Source organism: Archangium minus, assembly GCF_044360475.1.
GTDB lineage: Bacteria > Myxococcota > Myxococcia > Myxococcales > Myxococcaceae > Archangium > Archangium minus.
Genome location: NZ_CP043494.1, coordinates 2,137,525 through 2,153,641 on the forward strand (window position 1 = coordinate 2,137,525; position 16,117 = coordinate 2,153,641).

Here is a 16,117-nt window from a genome sequence, read left to right on the forward strand (position 1 = left end):
GTGATGAAGGTTCTTCAACTGGGTAAGTACTACGCCCCTTATCGGGGCGGCATGGAGACGCACCTGTCCGGGCTGTGCGCGGAGCTCAAGAACCGCGTGGAGCTGGAGGTGCTTGTCTCCAATACGGCTCCCCGCACCGTGCGCGAGCTGGTGGACGGCGTGTCCGTCACCCGTTGCGCCGAGCTGGCGAAGGTGGCCTCCACCTCGCTCAACCCCACGCTGGCGCTAGAGCTGTCACGGCGCCGGTATGAGCTGCTGCACATGCACTTCCCGCACCCCATGGCGGTCATGGGGTACCTGGGCAGTTGGCGGCCGCGGCGGCACGGGCTCGTCGTCACCTACCACAGCGATGTGGTTCGTCAGAAACGGCTGTTGAAGTTCTTCGCGCCCTTCATGCATCGGGTGCTGGCGCGCGCGGATGCCATCCTGGTGGGCTCGCCCAACTACGTGGAGACGTCCGAGATGCTGCGCCCGCACCGGGACCGGTGCCACGTGGTGCCCTTCGGCATCGACGCCACGCGCTTCGCCCTCACGCCCGAGCGCGAGGCGGCGGCCGCGGCCGTGAAGGCCCGATACGGTGGAGCACCGCTGCTCATGGGCGTGGGGCGGCTCGTCTATTACAAGGGCTTCGACCACGCCATCCGCGCGCTGAGCGAAGTGCCAGGGGCGCACCTGCTGCTGGTGGGCGAGGGGCCGCTGCGCGTCCAGCTGGAGTCGCTGGCTCGGACCTGTGGGGTGGCCGAGCGCGTCCACTTCCTCGGGCGCTTGGATGACGAGGCGCTCGTGTCGCTCTACTACGCGTGTGATGCCTTCGTGCTCTCCTCCGTCACCCGCGCCGAGGCCTTCGCGCTGGTGCAGTTGGAGGCGCTGGCGTGCGGGCTGCCTGTCATCAACACCGCGCTGGACTCGGGAGTGCCCTTCGTCAGCCGTCACGAGGAGAGCGGCCTCACAGTGCCGCCAGGTGATGAGGCGGCGCTGGCCGCGGCCATGCGGCGGATGCTGGAGCACCCGGAGCAGCGGCGGGCTTGGGGCGAGGCGGGCCGTGCGCGCGTGCTCTCCGAGTTCTCCCAGGCGCGCATGGGCGAGCGCGTGCTCGACGTCTATCGGTCGGTCATGGAGGTACGACGACGATGATGGGGTTGTTGCTCACCCTGCTTTCCGTGAGCTCCATATACGGGGTGACGCGCTACAAGGGAGTCGGCCACGGCCTGGGCGTGCTGTTCCTGTTCGGCTACTTCTACGGAATGCTCCGGGCACGCTTTCCGGACGGCCTCTCTCACTTCATCTTCGACGCGGGAGTGGCGGGCCTCTACCTGGCCTTCTTCACCCGGCGCTCGAAGCCGATGCGGCTCGGCCAGGACGGTCAGGCGCTGCGGATGTGGGTCAAGGCGTTGATGGTGTGGCCGATCTGCACCCTGGTGCTGTCGCCGTTCCTGGACTCGCAGCACCTCTTCATCCAGTTCGTCGGGCTGCGCATGGCCATCCTCCTGTTGCCGCTCATGCTCATCGGCCTGCGGCTGATGCCAGAGGACCTGGACCGGCTCGCGACCTGGCTGGTGTGGCTCAACCTGGTGGCCTTCGTCTTCGCGTTGCTCGAGCTGGCTCTGGGGGTTGAGCCCTTCTTCCCTCGCAACGCCTCCTCCTACATCATCTACATCTCCCGGGACGTGGGAGAGGAAGGTCTGCCGCGCATCCCGGCCACCTTCAACAGCGCGCACGCCTACGCGGGCACGATGATCATGTCGCTGCCCCTGCTGGTGCGGCGCTTGGGTCGTACCCAGGCCTTTGATCGCCTCCTCACATTTGCCGCGCTGGGGACGAGCGTGCTGGGCATCTTCATCTGCGCGGCGCGCAGCCCGGTGGTGCAGCTGGCGGCCATCGTGGGGCTGCTGCTGCTCGTCACCCGCCTGTCCCTGAAGCTGCTCGGGGGCATGGCGATGGTCGCGGTGGTGGTGGGCTTCGTCGTCTCCTCCAACCCTCGCTTCCAGCGCTTCCTCACGCTGGATGACACCAGCTACGTCTCGGAGCGGGTGACCCAGAGCGTGAACAGCAGCCTGCTGGAGGTCATCACGAACTTCCCGTTGGGCAATGGGCTGGGCAGCGCCGCCGGGACGAGCGTTCCCTTCTTCCTGTCACACCTGGCCAAGCCCCAGTACGGCTTCGAGAACGAGTTCGCGCGCGTCGCCATGGAGCAGGGCCTCATCGGCCTCCTGCTGTGGTTGTGCTTCCTGCTCTGGTTCCTCTTCAAGCTGCCACCCCGTCGCCGCCAGGACTCCGTTGTGGCCAACCGCATGATGTGGGCGACGGTGGTGGTGCTGTGGATGACGGCCTTCATCGGCACGGGGCTGCTCGCCTCCGTGCCTGGCTCCGCGCTGCTGTTGCTCTGGATGGGAGCCATCATTGGGACGCGCCGACCCGTGTCCGCGCCGGTCAAGCGGCCTGTGCCCGCGCGCCGGCCCACGCCCGGAGCTCGGCCTCCGCCTGGGCTCCCGGAGGCAGCCCGCTCATGAGAATCGCCCTGTTGGTGCACGAGTACAACCGTGGCTTCGGCCACAGCCGCTACGTCGTTGAGCTGGCCGAGCGCTTCCGGGCTCGGCACGAGGTGCATGTCTTCGCCCAGCGTTTCGACCCGCGCGGGGCCGAGGGCATCACCTTCCACTCCGTGCCCGCGGTGCGCTCCGGCGCACTGTCCACGGTGCTGTCTTTCTACGCCTCCGCGACCCTGCTGCTGAGCCGCCACTCCGGCTTCGACATCATCCACGGCCAGGGCATCACCGCCGCGCAGGCCAACGTCCTCACCGCGCACATGTGTGGCCGCGCCTGGTTCCAGGCTCAGCGCTTGCTCGGCTACGACTACACGTGGAAGCAGCGCGTCTTCGATGGGGTGCTGACTCCCTTGGAGGATCGGCTCTACCGGGGCTCTGACGACGCCACCGTCATCGCCATCTCCCACAAGCTGGGCGAGGAGCTGCGCACCCTGTACGGGCGGCGGGGCCCCATCCGCGTCATCCACCACGGTGTGGATATCGAGCGCTTCTCGCCGTCCCTGCGTGAGCAGCGGCGGCGTGAGCTGCGCGCGGAGCTCGGCATTGCCCCGGATGCGCGGTGCGCGCTCTACCTGGGGGACCTGCGCAAGGGCGCGGCGGTGACGTTGGAGGCGCTCGCCCGCGTGCCGGGGCTGTCCCTGGATGTGGTGACGCGCAGTGACACGAGCGCCACTCGCGCCCGAGCGGAGCGGTTGGGACTGGGCGGGCGCGTGCGCTTCCATCCTCCTACGGATGCCGTGGAGCGCTTCTACGCCGCGGCCGACCTCTTCGTGTGTCCCACGCCCTACGATGCCTTCGGGCTCGTCGTCACCGAGGCGATGGCGTCCGGGCTGCCCGTCATTACGACGCGAGCCGCCGGTGCCTCCGAGGTCATCACCCACCGTCAGGACGGGCTGCTGCTGGAGGATGCGGGTGACGTGGGAGCGCTCGCCGAGGCCCTGCGCGAGCTCTCCGAGGATGTGGAATTCGCCGGACGACTGGGCCGCGCGGCCCGTGTCCGGGCGGAGGCGTGCACCTGGGACGAGGTGGCGCGCCAGACGCTTGAGGTGTACGAGGAAGTGCTCGCGAGGAGGGCAAGGGCGGCATGAGAACAAAGCGGCGTGTAGCCTTCGTCGTGAACGGAACTCCGGGCAGCCCGATGGGCTCGCGTGCCCAGTCATTCGCGCGGGAGCTGGAGGGGGCGTTCGACATCTCCCTGCTGTACCGCCAGCCCCGGAAGGTGCGGGCCATTGGGGAGATGGTGGCGGCGCTGCGCTCCTCGCGTCCCGAGGCCGTCTACGTCTTCGACGTGGCGTACTCGGGCGTGGTGGCCTCGGCCCTGCACTCGCTGGGGACGCGCTGTCCCCGGGTCGTGGACACCGGAGACGCCATCTTCGCGCTCGCGCGCTCCGTGGGAGGGCGTGGCGTGGCGGGATTGATGCTCACCGCGGCGCTCGAGCAGTTCGGCCTGCGCACCGCGAATGCCGTGGTGGTGCGGGGCACCTTCCACCAGAAGCTGCTCGCCAGGCAGGGCCTCTCCAGCACCGTCATCCAGGATGGTGTCCACGTGGACGCCTTCCGGCCTCGTCCTGCCGAGGAGCTGCGTCGGCGTCTGGGGCTCGAGGGCGTGCTGAGCGTGGGCATCCTGGGCTCGTCCATCTGGAGCGAGCGGCTCGGGGTGTGCGTGGGCTGGGAGTTGGTGGAGTTGATTCGCACGATGAAGGGCCGGCCCGTGAAGGGCGTGCTCATCGGGGACGGCACGGGGGTGCCCAGGCTGCGCGAGCGGTGCCGCTCCTACGGCATCGAGGACCAGATGGTGTTCATCGATCGCGTGCCCTACGAGTCCCTGCCCGAGTACCTCGGCCTCCTGGACGTGACGCTCTCCACGCAGAGCAACGACGTGGTTGGCCAGGTGCGCACCACGGGAAAGCTGCCGCTCTACATGGCGGCGGGCCGCTACATCCTCGCCACGGACGTGGGCGAGGCCTCGCTGGTGCTACCCGAGGCGATGCGCGTGCCGTACCAGGGCGTGGTGGACCGCGCGTACCCAGCCCGGCTCGCCGAGCGGGTGGAGGGGCTGCTGGCCCGACCCGATCAACTCAAGGCCGCCGAGTCGCTGGTGGGTGTGGCCCGGGAGCGGTTCGACTACCCGGTGCTGGCCGCGCGTGTGCACGAGGTGCTGGAGCGGGTGCTGCGCGCCTAGCGAGCCGCGGCGGGCTCAACGTCCCGTGAGTCGGCGGTAGGTGTCGAGGATGAGGCAGGCGTGGTTTGTCCACGAGTAGCCGCGCCCGCGTGTCACGCGCTGGCTCCGGGCTGTGTCGGGCTCCGTCGACTCCAGGACGCGGTGCACCGCCTCCGTCCAGGCGCCGATGTCTCCCACAGGAGCGTAGCTCACGCAGTCACCACCCACCTCGCGCAGCACGGGCAGGTCGCTCGCCACCACGGGCGTCCCGCAGGCCAGGGCCTCGATGACAGGCAGGCCGAAGCCCTCGGACTCGCTCGTGACGAGCACCACACGGGCCTTCCGGTACAGCCCCGCCAGCGTCGCCCTGTCGAGCTTCGGTGGTTGCAGCAGCACGTCGCCCAGGCCGAGCCGCGTTACCTGGGCCCGCTGTGTCTCGTTGAGCGCTGCGCCCTGTTGCACCAGCTTCAGCTCTGGGTGCTGGCGACGCAGCGCCGCGAATACCTCGAAGAGCACGTCCACGCGCTTGCGGGGAATCCCACTGCCCACGTGCAACACGTAGGGTCGGCCCCCGAGCGGACGCAGCACCTCGTCGCTCGTGTCTCCCGGCAGCGGCTCGGGCCCGTATTCCGCCGAGACGCCCAGGGGCGCGTGCACCAGCCGCTCCGGGGGGACCAGGCCGTGGAGCAGCAGCTCCTCGCGCACCGCTTGGGTGGAGTGGAACACCACCGCCGCCCGCTGGAGCCCCTTCAGCGCGGCCCACGCCATGGCGCGGAACCATGCCGGCCGCGGCTCCTTCTGGGGCTCCACGATGCTGCGGAAGGCATCGATGTCGTGGCAGTACACGCCCGTGCGCTCGGGCGGGAGTGCGTGCACCAGCTGCGCGTACGTGTGGTCCACCACGTGGTACGCGTCCTGTCCTCGGTTGCGGAGGGCCGCTCGGGCCGGGTAGGTGAGGAAGCGCGTGAGCACCCGGTCCACGTTGAGCGCAGCCCGGCGCTCGCGCAGCACGGGCAGCTTGCGCGCCAGGGGCACCATCTTCGGGCGCACCGACGTCACCCACACCTTGTCCGCGAGCGGGCCATGGAACTGCTGGTGCAGCGCCTCGGCCGCCAGGTCCATGCTCGGCCACCCCTCCTCGAGTGGGTCCATCAGCAACGCCAGGCGCAGCGGGCTCTCGTCGCGGCTCATGTGTCCTCCACCACGCGCGCACTCGTGCGGTCCAGCAGCACGTTCAGCGTGTGCGCGAGCGAGAAGTTCTCCGTGTAGAAATCGGCGGCGCGCTGTCCGAAGGCAGGCCACGTCTCTGGCGCGGACAGCAGGTCCTCGGCGGCCTTCCGGACCGCGGCGCTCGTGGGCTCGGGAGCGAGCGCGAGCGCACCGGAGCCGTGCCATGGGGGCTCCGTGGCAGGGCCGGTGTTGGACACCAGCGGCACGCCTAGCGCCAGTCCTGCCATGGCGCTGCTTCGGCGTGTGCTGAGCCCGTCGGGGAAGGGCTGGAGGAGCACGTCGCACGCCTTCAGGGTGGCGGAGAGCTCGTCTCCAGGGAGCCCACCCAATGCGCGCACGCGTCCGGCGAGCTCTGAGTGGCGGGCGATGAGCTGCTCGGCGAAGCGTGGGCCTCCCCGGCCTGCCAGGACGGCCACACGGCGCGAGTCCTGGCGCAGCAGCGGGGGCAGCACCTCCTCCAACATGCCCGCGATGAGGTCGCCGTACGTCCCCAGGTGGCCGATCAGCACCGTCTCCGGGGCCGTGCGCAGCGAGCCACGGATGGACGCCACCGCGCTCGCGGGCGGCTGCGTGGGCAGGTTGCTCGGCACGGGCAGCCACTCGATGGGAACCCGGCGCGGCGGCGCGTGGAGGAGCCTGTTCCACCACAGGGTGGAGACGAAGACGCGCTCCGCCCTCGCCAGGACGATGGCCGCCATCGCTCGCGTGACGGCGCCCAGCACGTTGTGGCGCCACGGCAGCTTCCAGCCCCAGGGGAAGCAGACCTCGTGGAAGAACATCCACACCTCGTCCCGCCTGCGCCGCGCGAGCCACAGCGCGAAGGGGACGTTCATCGCCCGGTAGCCGAAGGCGTGAGGCACGTACTGCACCACCAGCCGCTTCGGGCCAGGCAGCCGCTCCAGCTCCCGCTCCAGCCGTCCCAGGCCTCGCACTCCGAAGCCTTCGGGGAGCCGGTGCACGGTGACGCCCTTGGGAGACAGCGTGTCCTGCGGCTCGCCCGGAGCCCAGACGTGGACGGCGCAGCCCTCACGCGCGAGCCCCTCGGCCACCTGCCACGTGTAGTCGCTGACTCCGCCGGGCTGCGGGGGGAACTCGCCGGTGATGAGGTGCCAGGAGACGCTCCGTGCGTCCTGGTGTCGCCCGCTCATGTCCGCCCTCCCAGCACCTGTGTGTAGACGTCCCGCACCTGCGCGGCGTAGCGCTCACGGGTGAAGCGCGCGAGCACCGAACGTCGGGCCTCCGCTCCCAGTCGTGTCCTCAGCTCCGGTTCCCGGACGAGCCGCACCATCACCTGGGCGAGCCCCTCCACATCCCCGGGCACGAAGGTCAGCGCGTCGTGCTCCGTGCGCACGAGCTCCGCGGCTCCACCTGCGGCGGACACCACCACCGCTCGGGCACACGACATGGCCTCGACGATGGTCATCCCAAAGGGCTCCGGCCGCGTGCTGGCATGCACCATGACGTCGAGTGCTCGGTAGATGGGCGCGGGCTCCGTCTGGAAGGGGATGAAGCCCACGTGGCCCTCCAGGCCCAGCGTCTGCACGGTGTCGCGCAGCTCCGTCTCGGAGAATTGAGAGCCGGGCGTGCGGTACACCGGGCTGCCCACCACGTAGAAGCGCATCGCCTGGGTGGGGAACCGGGCCCGCAGGCGTGCCGCTGCCTGGAGGAATACGTCCTGCCCCTTCCAGCGCGCATAGGTGGCCACCAGCCCGAGCCGCACCGTGTCCCCAGGGGCTGGGGGCAGGCCCGCGAGCGCATCCAGCTGCCCGCCATCGGCCGGACCAGGCGAGAACCGCTCTGTGTCGACGCCGTTGTGCACCGGGTGTACCGGGACGCGGCCGAGCACCCGCCGGGCGTCCTTCGCCACCGCCTCCGAGTTGGCGATGGCCGCCGCCGCGCGTACCCCGGCCACCCGCAGCAGCCGCCGCACCAGGGGCCGCTCGCCGAGGAAGTCATGGAGGTGCCACACCACGGGAGCCCCCGGCGCACAGACAGCGGTGAGCAGGTGGGTCTTGAGGCCGTTGGAGTGGACGAGGGTGGGGCGGAAGTCCCGGAGGGCCCGCTGGAGCGAGCGCAGGTGGGATGCCGCGGCCGGGGTGGCTCGGGCCAGGGACGTGCCGAAGCGCAGGAAGCGGTCCGCTCCGGCGCCACGCAGCTGCGAGTCCCCGAGCGAGGCGAGCTCGGTGGGCAGGGGGAGGGCGAGCGTCTCCACGCCCATGGCCCGGGCCTGTTCCGTCAGGGGCCCTTCCGCGCCGGTGATGAGACCGAGCCACGGAGCCTGGGGTGTACGGCGCAGGCAATCCAGCAGGTCCAGGAGTGTCCGCTCCGCACCACCGACTACGCCCACGGGACTCAAGAAGAGCAAGCGCACCCGGCGCAAACCACCAGAGGCGACCGGCCAGGTCAAGAAGCCGATGCAATCGAAGGAGAGATGCAGTGAGCCCGGTCGGTCGCCCGGGGTTGGGGGAGCCTGGCCCGACGGGAGCAGGCAAGGATCGTTCCCGGGCCGGGGGCAGGGACGGTATAGGGAAGCCCTCATGAGCCCCGGCCTTCGTATCCTCCTCGTCACGCGGCACCGCGCTGTGGTGGGTGGAGTGGAGTCGTACCTGCGCACGCTGCTGCCACTCCTCCAGGCCCGCGGCCATGCCCCCGGGCTCCTCTTCGAGCACGACGCCGGCCCGGGTCAGACGCGCATCGATGAGGGGCTCGACCTGCCCGTGTGGAGCCTCGCTGCGCTGGGACGACAGGGTGCGCTCGCGGGCGTGGCGGCGTGGCGGCCCGAGCGCGTCTACCAGCAGGGCGTGCAGGACCTCGACCTGGAGGAGGCGCTGCTCGAGCGCTACCCGGCGTTGCTCTTTCTCCACGCCTACTACGGCACGTGCATCAGCGGGATGAAGCGCCATGCCTTCCCTCGCCCCGTGCCCTGTGAGCGTGTGCTCGGCCCCGCGTGCCTGGTGCACTACCTCCCGCGCCGCTGCGGAGGCCGCAGTCCCATCACCGCCCTGCGCGAGTACCACTACCAGCAGCGCCGACTCGCGCTCATCCGCCGCTATGGCACGGTGCTGGTGGGCAGCCGGGCCATGCGCGAGGAGTACCTCCGCCACGGTCTCTCCGAGTCCCAGGTGGTGTGCGTGAACCTCTTCGGGGATGGCACGCCGGATCCGGAGCTGCCCGCGCCTCGGCCTCCCTCGGGACAGCTGCTCATGGTGGGGCGGCTCACGGAGCTGAAGGGTGGCGTGGAGCTGGTGCGCGCGCTGCCCGTGGCCCGTGCGGCACTGGGACGCGAGCTGGAGCTGGTGGTGGCGGGAGATGGCCCGGAGCGTCCGCGCATCCAGCAGGAGGCAGCGGCGCGGCGGGTGACGGTGCGCTTCGCGGGCTGGGTGGACCGGGCCGCGCGGGAGCAGCTGATGCGGCAGGCGGACCTGCTCGCGGTGCCCAGCGTCTGGCCCGAGCCCTTTGGACTGGTGGGCGTAGAGGCGGGCGGAGTGGGCCTGCCCGCGGTGGCCTTCGCGGTGGGAGGCATCCCCGACTGGTGCCAGCCGGGTGTGTCTGGAGAGCTGGCTCCGGGCAACCCACCCACGCCCGAGGGGCTCGCGGGCGCCATCGTCCGGGCGCTCTCCGATGCGGGCCACCATACTCGGCTGCGGGAAGGGGCCTGGCGCATGGCCCGGCGCTTCAACGCCGAAGCCCACGTGGACGCGCTGTGCGAACACCTCGCTCCCTCTCCCTCTGGGAGAGGGCGGGGGGTGAGGGTATAGGGTGAACCCGGGTTGAACCCTCTGTCCACACTGTGGGCCACGGGTTGAAGAACGGGCCTGGCTACCCTCACCCTAACCCTCTCCCAGAGGGAGAGGGGACATACACGGTGGAGACTCCGCTAGCCCGTGCCCAGCCTGCCGCCTCCCCGTGCGGATACAAACCGGGCGCGCAGCGCCTCCACGCGGGGACGGACATACGTGCCCAGGGTTCCCTGGAACAACAGCGGACCCATGACGAGCAGGTAGACGCCCCCCACCACCGCGCCTGCCAGCGTCAGCAAGGGGAAGCCCCTCGGTGCCAGCCCCATGGTGATGCCCAGCGCCAGCGCGGCCACCGCCGCGCACCGTATGGCCCAAGGCAGGAGGTTGCGCAGCACCTGCCCGACCGTGCGCCCGGTGTCCTTCGCGAAGAGGGACAGGTTCATCGGCAGCGACACCGTGCAGATGCCGATGATGGGCGCGAGTGCTGCACCCTGCCACCCGGCCAGGTACACGCCCGTCCACATCGCCACCAGCGTCACCACTCCGTCGGTCACGGCCGTCAGCGCGAGCCTCCGCTCATGGCCGAAGCAGAACAAGCACGTGTTCACCGAGAGGCAGAAGTGACGCAGCAGCATGCTCGCCAGGAACAGCAGCGTCAGGCCCAGTCCGCCGTACTGCTCCGTGCCCACCCACTCCAGGACGAAGCCCTCGTTGATGGACAGCACGCCGCAGAAGACGGCGCCGCTGACGAACAGCGTGAGCCGCTCCAGCGCGCTGGCCACCTCGGTGATGCGCTCCTTGTTGCTGCTCATCCGCAGCTCGGCCAGGGCGGGCTGGGCGCTGGCCAGCACGAGCTGCGGCGCATTGGAGAGCACACTCACCAACTTGGCCGTACAGGTGAAGGGCACCACCGCCTCGGGCCCGAGCAGCTTGCCGATGATGACCACGTCCGTGCCCAGCCGCAGCAGCTGCGCCACGTTGGACACGGTGATCCACAAGGACCGTGACAGCCAGGAGCGGATGCCCTCCATCGAGAGCTTGGGCAGCTTGCGGGGCAGTGCGTCCGGATAAGCGGTGCGCAGACGCCACAGGCAGGCGAGCGCCGACAGCACCTGGGTCACCATCCAACCCGCGGCGACCGCGAACAGGCCCGCGTTCGCCAGCACCAGGCTGATGCTCGCGATGGTGCCCGCAGCCCAGCTCACCGTCTGCAGGATGCCAAGGAAGCGCAGGTCCTGCAGTCCGGAGAGCACCGCCTGGAAGAGGCGCAGCGGGAAGAGCAGGACGAAGGTGCCCAGCACCATCAGGAAGGGGTAGAGGAGCTTCTCACCGCTCTCTGGCAGCAGTGGCAGCAGCATCAGCGCTCCCACGGCCACCAGGGGCAGCTGGAGCAGCGCGATCTGCAGCGCCTGGCCGAATACCTCTGAGACCGCGGGCAGGGGCCGCTCGGGGTTGCGCCCCGCGGCGTAGGCCGTCTCACGCGGCAGCAGCGCGGCCACTCCCAGGTCCAGCAGACCCAGGTAGCCCATGAGCGAGCTGGCCACGAGCCACATGCCCAGGTCCGACTGGCCCAGGTACCGCAGCAGGAAGGGGGTAAGAAAGAGTCCCACCACCAGGGTCAGCACCTGGTTGGCGAGTCCAAAGCTGAAGCCGCTCAGGAATCGGCTGGAGCGAGTCACCGTCGCACCATCGACCATCCCACCTCGCTGGGCAAGTGCCCATTCTCCGCTGGTCGAGGGGCGAGCAAGCGGATGCAATCTCGCGTCGCCAGCAGCGGTGTTTCGTTTAGGATGCGCCGCCATGTCAGAGCCCACCGGATCGAACATGGGTGTCCGGGGCCGGGTCTCGGTGGTGATTCCCACCAAGGATCGTCTGCCGCTGCTCACCGAAGCGCTGGAGTCGCTCCAGCGGCAGGGTTACGCGGACTGGGAAGCGATCGTCGTGGACGACGGCTCCCGGGATGGCACGTTGGCGCGCCTGCGGGAGTGGGAAGCCGCCGACCCGCGCATCCGCTGCGTGGTGCGAGAGGGCGAACCCACGGGCGGAAACCGCTGCCGCAACCTCGGCTTCGCCGCCTCCACGGGCGAGTACCTCGTCTTCCTCGACGATGACGATGCCTTCTCCCCCAACTGCCTGCAGGAGCGCGTGCGGCGGATGGAGGCCCGTCCCGAGCTGGACTTCGGCGTCTTCCCCCACCAGCACTTCCTCGAGCGGCCCGGGGACATGCAGCGCGTGTGGCCGGCCGAGCCAGATCGCGACGACATCGAGCGCTACCTGCGCGTGGACATTCCGTGGCAGACGGCCGGGGCCATCTGGCGGAGGAAGGCCCTGGTGGCGCTGGGGCCGTGGGATGAGGCGCTGCCGTGCTGGCAGGACTGGGACTTCTACATGCGCGCGCTCGCCCGAGGGGCGCGCTACCAGTGCTTCCCCGACGGGCCCTGCTTCTTCCACCGGGTGCAGACGTCCGCGCGGGTCGCCGTCTCCGTGAAGAAGCGGGGGCCGGCGCAGCTGCGTGGGGTGGAGCGGGCCGTGGCCTCCGGGCAGCGCTACCTCGAGGAGAATGGTGGCCTCACCTCGCGTCGGCGGCTGCTGCTGGCCCGGCTTCACCTCAGCGTGGGCGAGCAGTTGCGCGAGCAGGGACTCCGGGAGGAGTCCTTCGCGGTGTGGCGTCGGTGCCGGGAGCGGAGGCTCGTCTCCGAGGCGCAGTACCGCGAGGGACAGCTGTTCCTCACGGTGTGGCGGACCCGGCTCGCTCGGGGTGCCTTGCGGCGCTACCTCGCGCTGCGCTGGCGGGAGTGAGCCGGGGCCGGGCGCTCAGCCGCGGGTGATGACGGCGTAAGCGCCGCCCGACACCCGGCGCATGTCCACGCGCATGGAGGCCTCCTTCGTCCAGCGCTGGAGGACTTCCTCCTCGCCGGGCCGCTCCGCGTCGTCCAGCAGGATGACCGCGTTCGGGGCCAGCCGCTCGCCGAGCACGGGCCACAGACCGTAGCGCCCGCCGGGCGTCGTCCCGGGAGGGCCGTCGCAGATGACGAGCTGGAAGGCCCTGGGCATGCTCTCCACCGGGGGCGTGTACCAGGCGTAGCCGTCGCGGTCCCGGATGGGGGCCAGACAGTTGTGCACGTTGGGGATGCCCGTGCGCTCCAGGGCGCCAGAGACGCGCGCGTGCCACTCGGGCATGTGCTCCAGCGTCCACGTCTCCACGCCGCGCCGGCCCGCCAGCAACCCCAGCAGCAGGGTGGACACGCCCGAGCCGCACTCGAGGATGGGGCCGGGGGTGTTCACGGCGCGGTTCATCAGCTCCTGCAGGTACTCGGGGCGCGCGGCATAGCCCAGGTTGCCCCAGCCGGCCCGCAGCTCCTCCAGCATCTGGCGCGTGGGCAGCTGTCCGGGCGGCAGCGCGGCAATGCGCTCCACAGCGCGACGCAGCTGCCAGTCACGGACCACGCCCCGGAGGGTGTCATTCAGCCCCGAGGGCAGCAGGCGGGCGAGCGGACGCAGCCGGGTGATGAGTGCTTCCATTTTCGTTTCCCTTCTCTCAAGTCATGGAACGACGGATTCGAACCACGTGCGCAGCCGGGCCAGCGGGTCCGCCGCCACGCGCGTTTCGACGGAGGCCCGAGCTCGCGCTCCCATACCAGGAAGCTCCGCGCGGTGACGAAGTGCCTTCTCCAGCGCCTCGGCGAGTGCCTGCTCCTGTGCAGCGGGGACGAGCCAGCCTGTTTGACCGGGTTCGACCCAGGCGGCGGCTCCACACTGGTCCGTCACGATAACGGGTAACCCGCTGGCCATCGCCTCCCCTACCACCAGCCCGAAGCCATCCTCCAGCGAGGGGAGCACGAAGAGCTCGGAGTTCGCATAGGCCGGGCGTGGATCTCCCGGCACCGCCTCCACCGCGAGCCCCTGGCTCTCTCGCTGGAAGAGCTGGCGGGACACGCGGTCTCCCGTGGCGCCGATGATTCGAAGCTGGACGCGCTCGGGGCCCACTCGGCGGATGGCGCGCAGCAGGTAGTGGAATCCCTTGCGCACGTCGAGCGAGCCGACGAAGCACACGCGCAGCGGCCCCTCGGCGGGAGGCCGCGTGGCCGGTGGGCGGAAGCGCTCCAGGTCGATGAGCTGATCGATGACGGCAATCTTCCCCACAGGCACGCCGCCGCTGACCATGGAGTCGCGAGACCACGGGGACGAGACGCGGATGGCACTGGCGAGCGCGTACTCGCGCTCGATGCGGCGGACGGACGCGGGCGTGGGGTGTCCCAGGTGGAGGCGGTGCGCCTGGCGCCACGTCTCTCGGACGTAGACGCCTCGGAAGCCGGCGATGTGCCCGTTGGGGTTATCGACCACCGACGGCACGCCCGCGCGTCGGGCCCACTCGAGGGACTCGAGCCCCACCTGGGTGAAGGTGTACAGCCGCGAGGGCCGCAGGTGCTCCAGGCGAGACGCGGCCCACTGCCCGAGGTGCGTGTCCTGCTTCAGTTGGAGGGCTCCTGTGAGCCACCGGTAGGGCGTCCAGCGCTGCACGGATGCGAGCAGAAGCCGCGGAGGGGTGTGCCACACGACGCCAGGGAGCGAAGCCAGGCGAGCGTCGGCGGGAGGTGGCCCGAGCACGTGGAGCGGCGCCCCTCCGTGGGAGAGCGCGCGCAGCACGGTGGCCGCGAAGCCTCCCAGCCCTCCCGCACCTGCCGGAGCCCCCGTCACCAGGGCCATGCTCGAGGATCGTTCCCTTTGCATGGGGACCCCCTTACCGAATTCCCATTCCATGGGGTAGCAAATGACAGCGAGCCTTGAATTCCCCTTGAATTCCCAGCCTTTGAGTACCAGGCCTCAAGGAATCGCTAGCCGTTTGGACCCTCTGCGTGCAGGCAACACAAATGTGGCTTTATGCGACATTGACGCTCCGCGCCATCCCCGCCACCATGCGCGGCCCTGATTAAGGGTGGAGACGCCAAGATGATTACTTATCTGGTCGCCTTTCTCGTCGCGCTGATGGTTGCGATGGTGTTGACGTTGGTGGTGCGCAACCGGGCGCTGGCGTGGGGGCTGTTGGACCAGGCCAACTCGAGCCGCAAGATTCACGTGCAGCCGATTCCCCGTCTGGGCGGCATTGGCATGGTGGGCGGGTTCTTCGCGCCGCTGTGCGCGCTCTTCCTGGTGGACTCCGGGGTGGGCAACCACTTCCAGGCGCAGACGGCGCTGGTGTGGGGCCTGTTCGGAGGGGGACTGGGCGTGGCGGCGCTGGGCCTCTACGACGACCTGCGCGGCGCGGGCGCGAAGCTGAAGTTCGCCGTGCAGCTGGTGCTGGCGCTTGGCCTGTACGCGCTCGGCTTCCGCGTGGACCATATCGCCAACCCCTTCGGGCCGGAGATTCCGCTGGGTGTGCTCGGCCTGCCGTTCACTGTGATGTGGGTGGTGGGTGTCATCAACGCGCTCAACCTCATCGACGGGCTGGACGGCCTGGCGGGCGGGGTGGCCTTCTTCGGGGTGGGCACCAACTTCATCCTCGCGCTCAGCAACGGCGACGTGGTGCTGTGCCTGATGATGGCGGCGCTGGCGGGCGCCATCCTGGGCTTCCTCGTCTTCAACTTCAACCCGGCCTCCATCTTCATGGGGGACACGGGCAGCATGTTCCTGGGCTTCGTGCTGGCGGCCGTCTCCATCAAGACGAGCGCCAAGAGCGGGACCGCGGTGGCCATGCTGGTGCCGGTGATGGCGCTGGGCCTGCCCATCATGGACACGCTGCTGGCGATGGTTCGGCGCACGCTCGTGGGCCGGCCCATGTTCAGCGCGGACAAGGAGCACATCCACCACCGGCTGATGAGCCGGCTGGTGCTCAGCCACCGCTCGGCGGTGCTGGTGATGTACGGGCTGTGCGCGCTCTTCACCCTGACGGCGCTCGGCCTGCACTGGGCCAACCGCGCGCAGAGCGCCATGCTGCTGGTGGGCATGGGAGTGGTGGTGACGGTGCTGATGCGCAAGCTGGGCTACCTGGACCTGCGGCGCGCCAGCGGCGTGAGCGAGGTGCGGCGCAAGAACATCCGGCTGCGCTCGCTGGTGAAGGAAGTGACCGACTCAGTGCGCTCGGCCACCGGGGTGAAGGACCTCTGGGCCGCGGTGCGTCCGCTGGCGGATGCGCTCGAGGCCTCGCGCCTGGAGCTGCGCCTCGAGCGTCAGCAGGGCCATCACCGGGACGGCCTCACCTTCGAGACGCAGCGGCCCGCCGGCTCGGCGCTGCCGTTGGAGGTGTTCCTGGACGTGAAGGGCGGGGACCAGAAGCTCGGCCGCTTCTCGATGGCCTGGAGTGACGGGCGCTCGGAGATCAACCGCGACGAGGAGCTGGCGCTGGAACTGGTGGCGGACGCGTTGGGAGACCGGGCCGCGAAGCTGCTGGCCCAGGCCGAGGCGGATCCGCAGCGCGTCGTCTCGCTGCGGCGGTGAGCGGC

Annotated in this window: 13 protein-coding genes; 7 read left to right on the top strand and 6 right to left on the bottom strand. The window is 70.2% G+C overall.

What is annotated here, in order from left to right; genetic code table 11:
• Positions 1-3: 3 nt before the first annotated feature.
• From F0U60_RS08745 to F0U60_RS08760, 4 genes are read left to right on the top strand one after another with little or no spacing between them, the layout of a single operon-like run.
• The gene (locus tag F0U60_RS08745) at positions 4-1,134 is read left to right on the top strand and encodes a glycosyltransferase (protein ID WP_395816517.1); all 1,131 of its coding nucleotides are present in this window, start codon (positions 4-6) and stop codon (positions 1,132-1,134) included.
• Positions 1,131-2,510: a hypothetical protein gene (locus F0U60_RS08750; protein WP_395816520.1), complete on the top strand. Its 1,380-nt coding sequence runs from the start codon at positions 1,131-1,133 to the stop codon at positions 2,508-2,510. Before F0U60_RS08745 ends, F0U60_RS08750 begins: the two co-directional genes overlap by 4 nt.
• The gene (locus F0U60_RS08755) at positions 2,507-3,634 is read left to right on the top strand and encodes a glycosyltransferase family 4 protein (RefSeq protein ID WP_395816524.1); all 1,128 of its coding nucleotides are present in this window, start codon (positions 2,507-2,509) and stop codon (positions 3,632-3,634) included. The genes F0U60_RS08750 and F0U60_RS08755 overlap by 4 nt, the downstream gene beginning before the upstream one ends.
• A complete protein-coding gene (locus tag F0U60_RS08760; protein ID WP_395816527.1) occupies positions 3,631-4,728 on the top strand; it encodes a glycosyltransferase in 1,098 nt (365 codons plus the stop codon). Before F0U60_RS08755 ends, F0U60_RS08760 begins: the two co-directional genes overlap by 4 nt.
• Positions 4,729-4,743: 15 nt before the next feature.
• Here the strand turns inward: F0U60_RS08760 and F0U60_RS08765 are convergent, their stop codons facing one another.
• From F0U60_RS08765 to F0U60_RS08775, 3 genes are read right to left on the bottom strand one after another with little or no spacing between them, the layout of a single operon-like run.
• Positions 4,744-5,898, bottom strand: coding sequence for a glycosyltransferase family 4 protein (locus tag F0U60_RS08765; RefSeq protein WP_395816529.1), 1,155 nt, complete (start codon positions 5,896-5,898; stop codon positions 4,744-4,746).
• Positions 5,895-7,085 carry a glycosyltransferase family 4 protein gene (locus F0U60_RS08770; RefSeq protein WP_395816532.1) on the bottom strand — a complete coding sequence of 397 codons (1,191 nt, stop codon included), beginning with the start codon at positions 7,083-7,085 and terminating at the stop codon, positions 5,895-5,897. The genes F0U60_RS08765 and F0U60_RS08770 overlap by 4 nt, the downstream gene beginning before the upstream one ends.
• Complete coding sequence (locus tag F0U60_RS08775; RefSeq protein ID WP_395816535.1) at positions 7,082-8,308, bottom strand: glycosyltransferase family 4 protein; 1,227 nt, start codon at positions 8,306-8,308, stop codon at positions 7,082-7,084. Before F0U60_RS08775 ends, F0U60_RS08770 begins: the two co-directional genes overlap by 4 nt.
• Positions 8,309-8,474: 166 nt before the next feature.
• Here F0U60_RS08775 and F0U60_RS08780 point away from each other — a divergent pair, with 166 nt between their 5' ends.
• Positions 8,475-9,695: a glycosyltransferase family 4 protein gene (locus F0U60_RS08780; protein ID WP_395816538.1), complete on the top strand. Its 1,221-nt coding sequence runs from the start codon at positions 8,475-8,477 to the stop codon at positions 9,693-9,695.
• Between the two features lie 119 nt (positions 9,696-9,814).
• On the opposite strand, the gene F0U60_RS08785 is transcribed toward F0U60_RS08780, so the two are convergent.
• The gene (locus F0U60_RS08785) at positions 9,815-11,374 is read right to left on the bottom strand and encodes a lipopolysaccharide biosynthesis protein (RefSeq protein WP_395816541.1); all 1,560 of its coding nucleotides are present in this window, start codon (positions 11,372-11,374) and stop codon (positions 9,815-9,817) included.
• Positions 11,375-11,477: 103 nt separating this feature from the next.
• Between F0U60_RS08785 and F0U60_RS08790 the strand changes: the two genes are divergently transcribed.
• Entirely contained in the window at positions 11,478-12,476 is a 999-nt protein-coding gene (locus F0U60_RS08790; protein WP_395816544.1) for a glycosyltransferase family 2 protein, read from the top strand.
• Between the two features lie 15 nt (positions 12,477-12,491).
• Here the strand turns inward: F0U60_RS08790 and F0U60_RS08795 are convergent, their stop codons facing one another.
• Both F0U60_RS08795 and F0U60_RS08800 read right to left on the bottom strand, forming a co-directional pair.
• Positions 12,492-13,199, bottom strand: a complete 708-nt coding sequence (locus F0U60_RS08795; RefSeq protein WP_395816546.1) for a hypothetical protein — start codon at positions 13,197-13,199, stop codon at positions 12,492-12,494.
• Positions 13,200-13,220: 21 nt separating this feature from the next.
• Positions 13,221-14,408, bottom strand: a complete 1,188-nt coding sequence (locus tag F0U60_RS08800) for a glycosyltransferase family 4 protein (RefSeq protein ID WP_395816549.1) — start codon at positions 14,406-14,408, stop codon at positions 13,221-13,223.
• A 219-nt stretch (positions 14,409-14,627) separates the two neighbouring features.
• Between F0U60_RS08800 and F0U60_RS08805 the strand changes: the two genes are divergently transcribed.
• Positions 14,628-16,112, top strand: a complete 1,485-nt coding sequence (locus tag F0U60_RS08805; RefSeq protein ID WP_395816552.1) for an MraY family glycosyltransferase — start codon at positions 14,628-14,630, stop codon at positions 16,110-16,112.
• Positions 16,113-16,117 lie beyond the last annotated feature (5 nt).

Bases quoted from the DNA above. Each gene is read 5' to 3' on its own strand.
- F0U60_RS08795 (WP_395816546.1), bottom strand. From the start codon at position 13,199: ATGGAAGCACTCATCACCCGGCTGCGTCCGCTCGCCCGCCTGCTGCCC.
- F0U60_RS08785 (WP_395816541.1), bottom strand. From the start codon at position 11,374: ATGGTCGATGGTGCGACGGTGACTCGCTCCAGCCGATTCCTGAGCGGC.
- F0U60_RS08745 (WP_395816517.1), top strand. From the start codon at position 4: ATGAAGGTTCTTCAACTGGGTAAGTACTACGCCCCTTATCGGGGCGGC.
- F0U60_RS08755 (WP_395816524.1), top strand. From the start codon at position 2,507: ATGAGAATCGCCCTGTTGGTGCACGAGTACAACCGTGGCTTCGGCCAC.
- F0U60_RS08760 (WP_395816527.1), top strand. From the start codon at position 3,631: ATGAGAACAAAGCGGCGTGTAGCCTTCGTCGTGAACGGAACTCCGGGC.
- F0U60_RS08790 (WP_395816544.1), top strand. From the start codon at position 11,478: ATGTCAGAGCCCACCGGATCGAACATGGGTGTCCGGGGCCGGGTCTCG.
- F0U60_RS08765 (WP_395816529.1), bottom strand. From the start codon at position 5,898: ATGAGCCGCGACGAGAGCCCGCTGCGCCTGGCGTTGCTGATGGACCCA.
- F0U60_RS08800 (WP_395816549.1), bottom strand. From the start codon at position 14,408: ATGCAAAGGGAACGATCCTCGAGCATGGCCCTGGTGACGGGGGCTCCG.
- F0U60_RS08805 (WP_395816552.1), top strand. From the start codon at position 14,628: ATGATTACTTATCTGGTCGCCTTTCTCGTCGCGCTGATGGTTGCGATG.
- F0U60_RS08770 (WP_395816532.1), bottom strand. From the start codon at position 7,085: ATGAGCGGGCGACACCAGGACGCACGGAGCGTCTCCTGGCACCTCATC.
- F0U60_RS08750 (WP_395816520.1), top strand. From the start codon at position 1,131: ATGATGGGGTTGTTGCTCACCCTGCTTTCCGTGAGCTCCATATACGGG.
- F0U60_RS08780 (WP_395816538.1), top strand. From the start codon at position 8,475: ATGAGCCCCGGCCTTCGTATCCTCCTCGTCACGCGGCACCGCGCTGTG.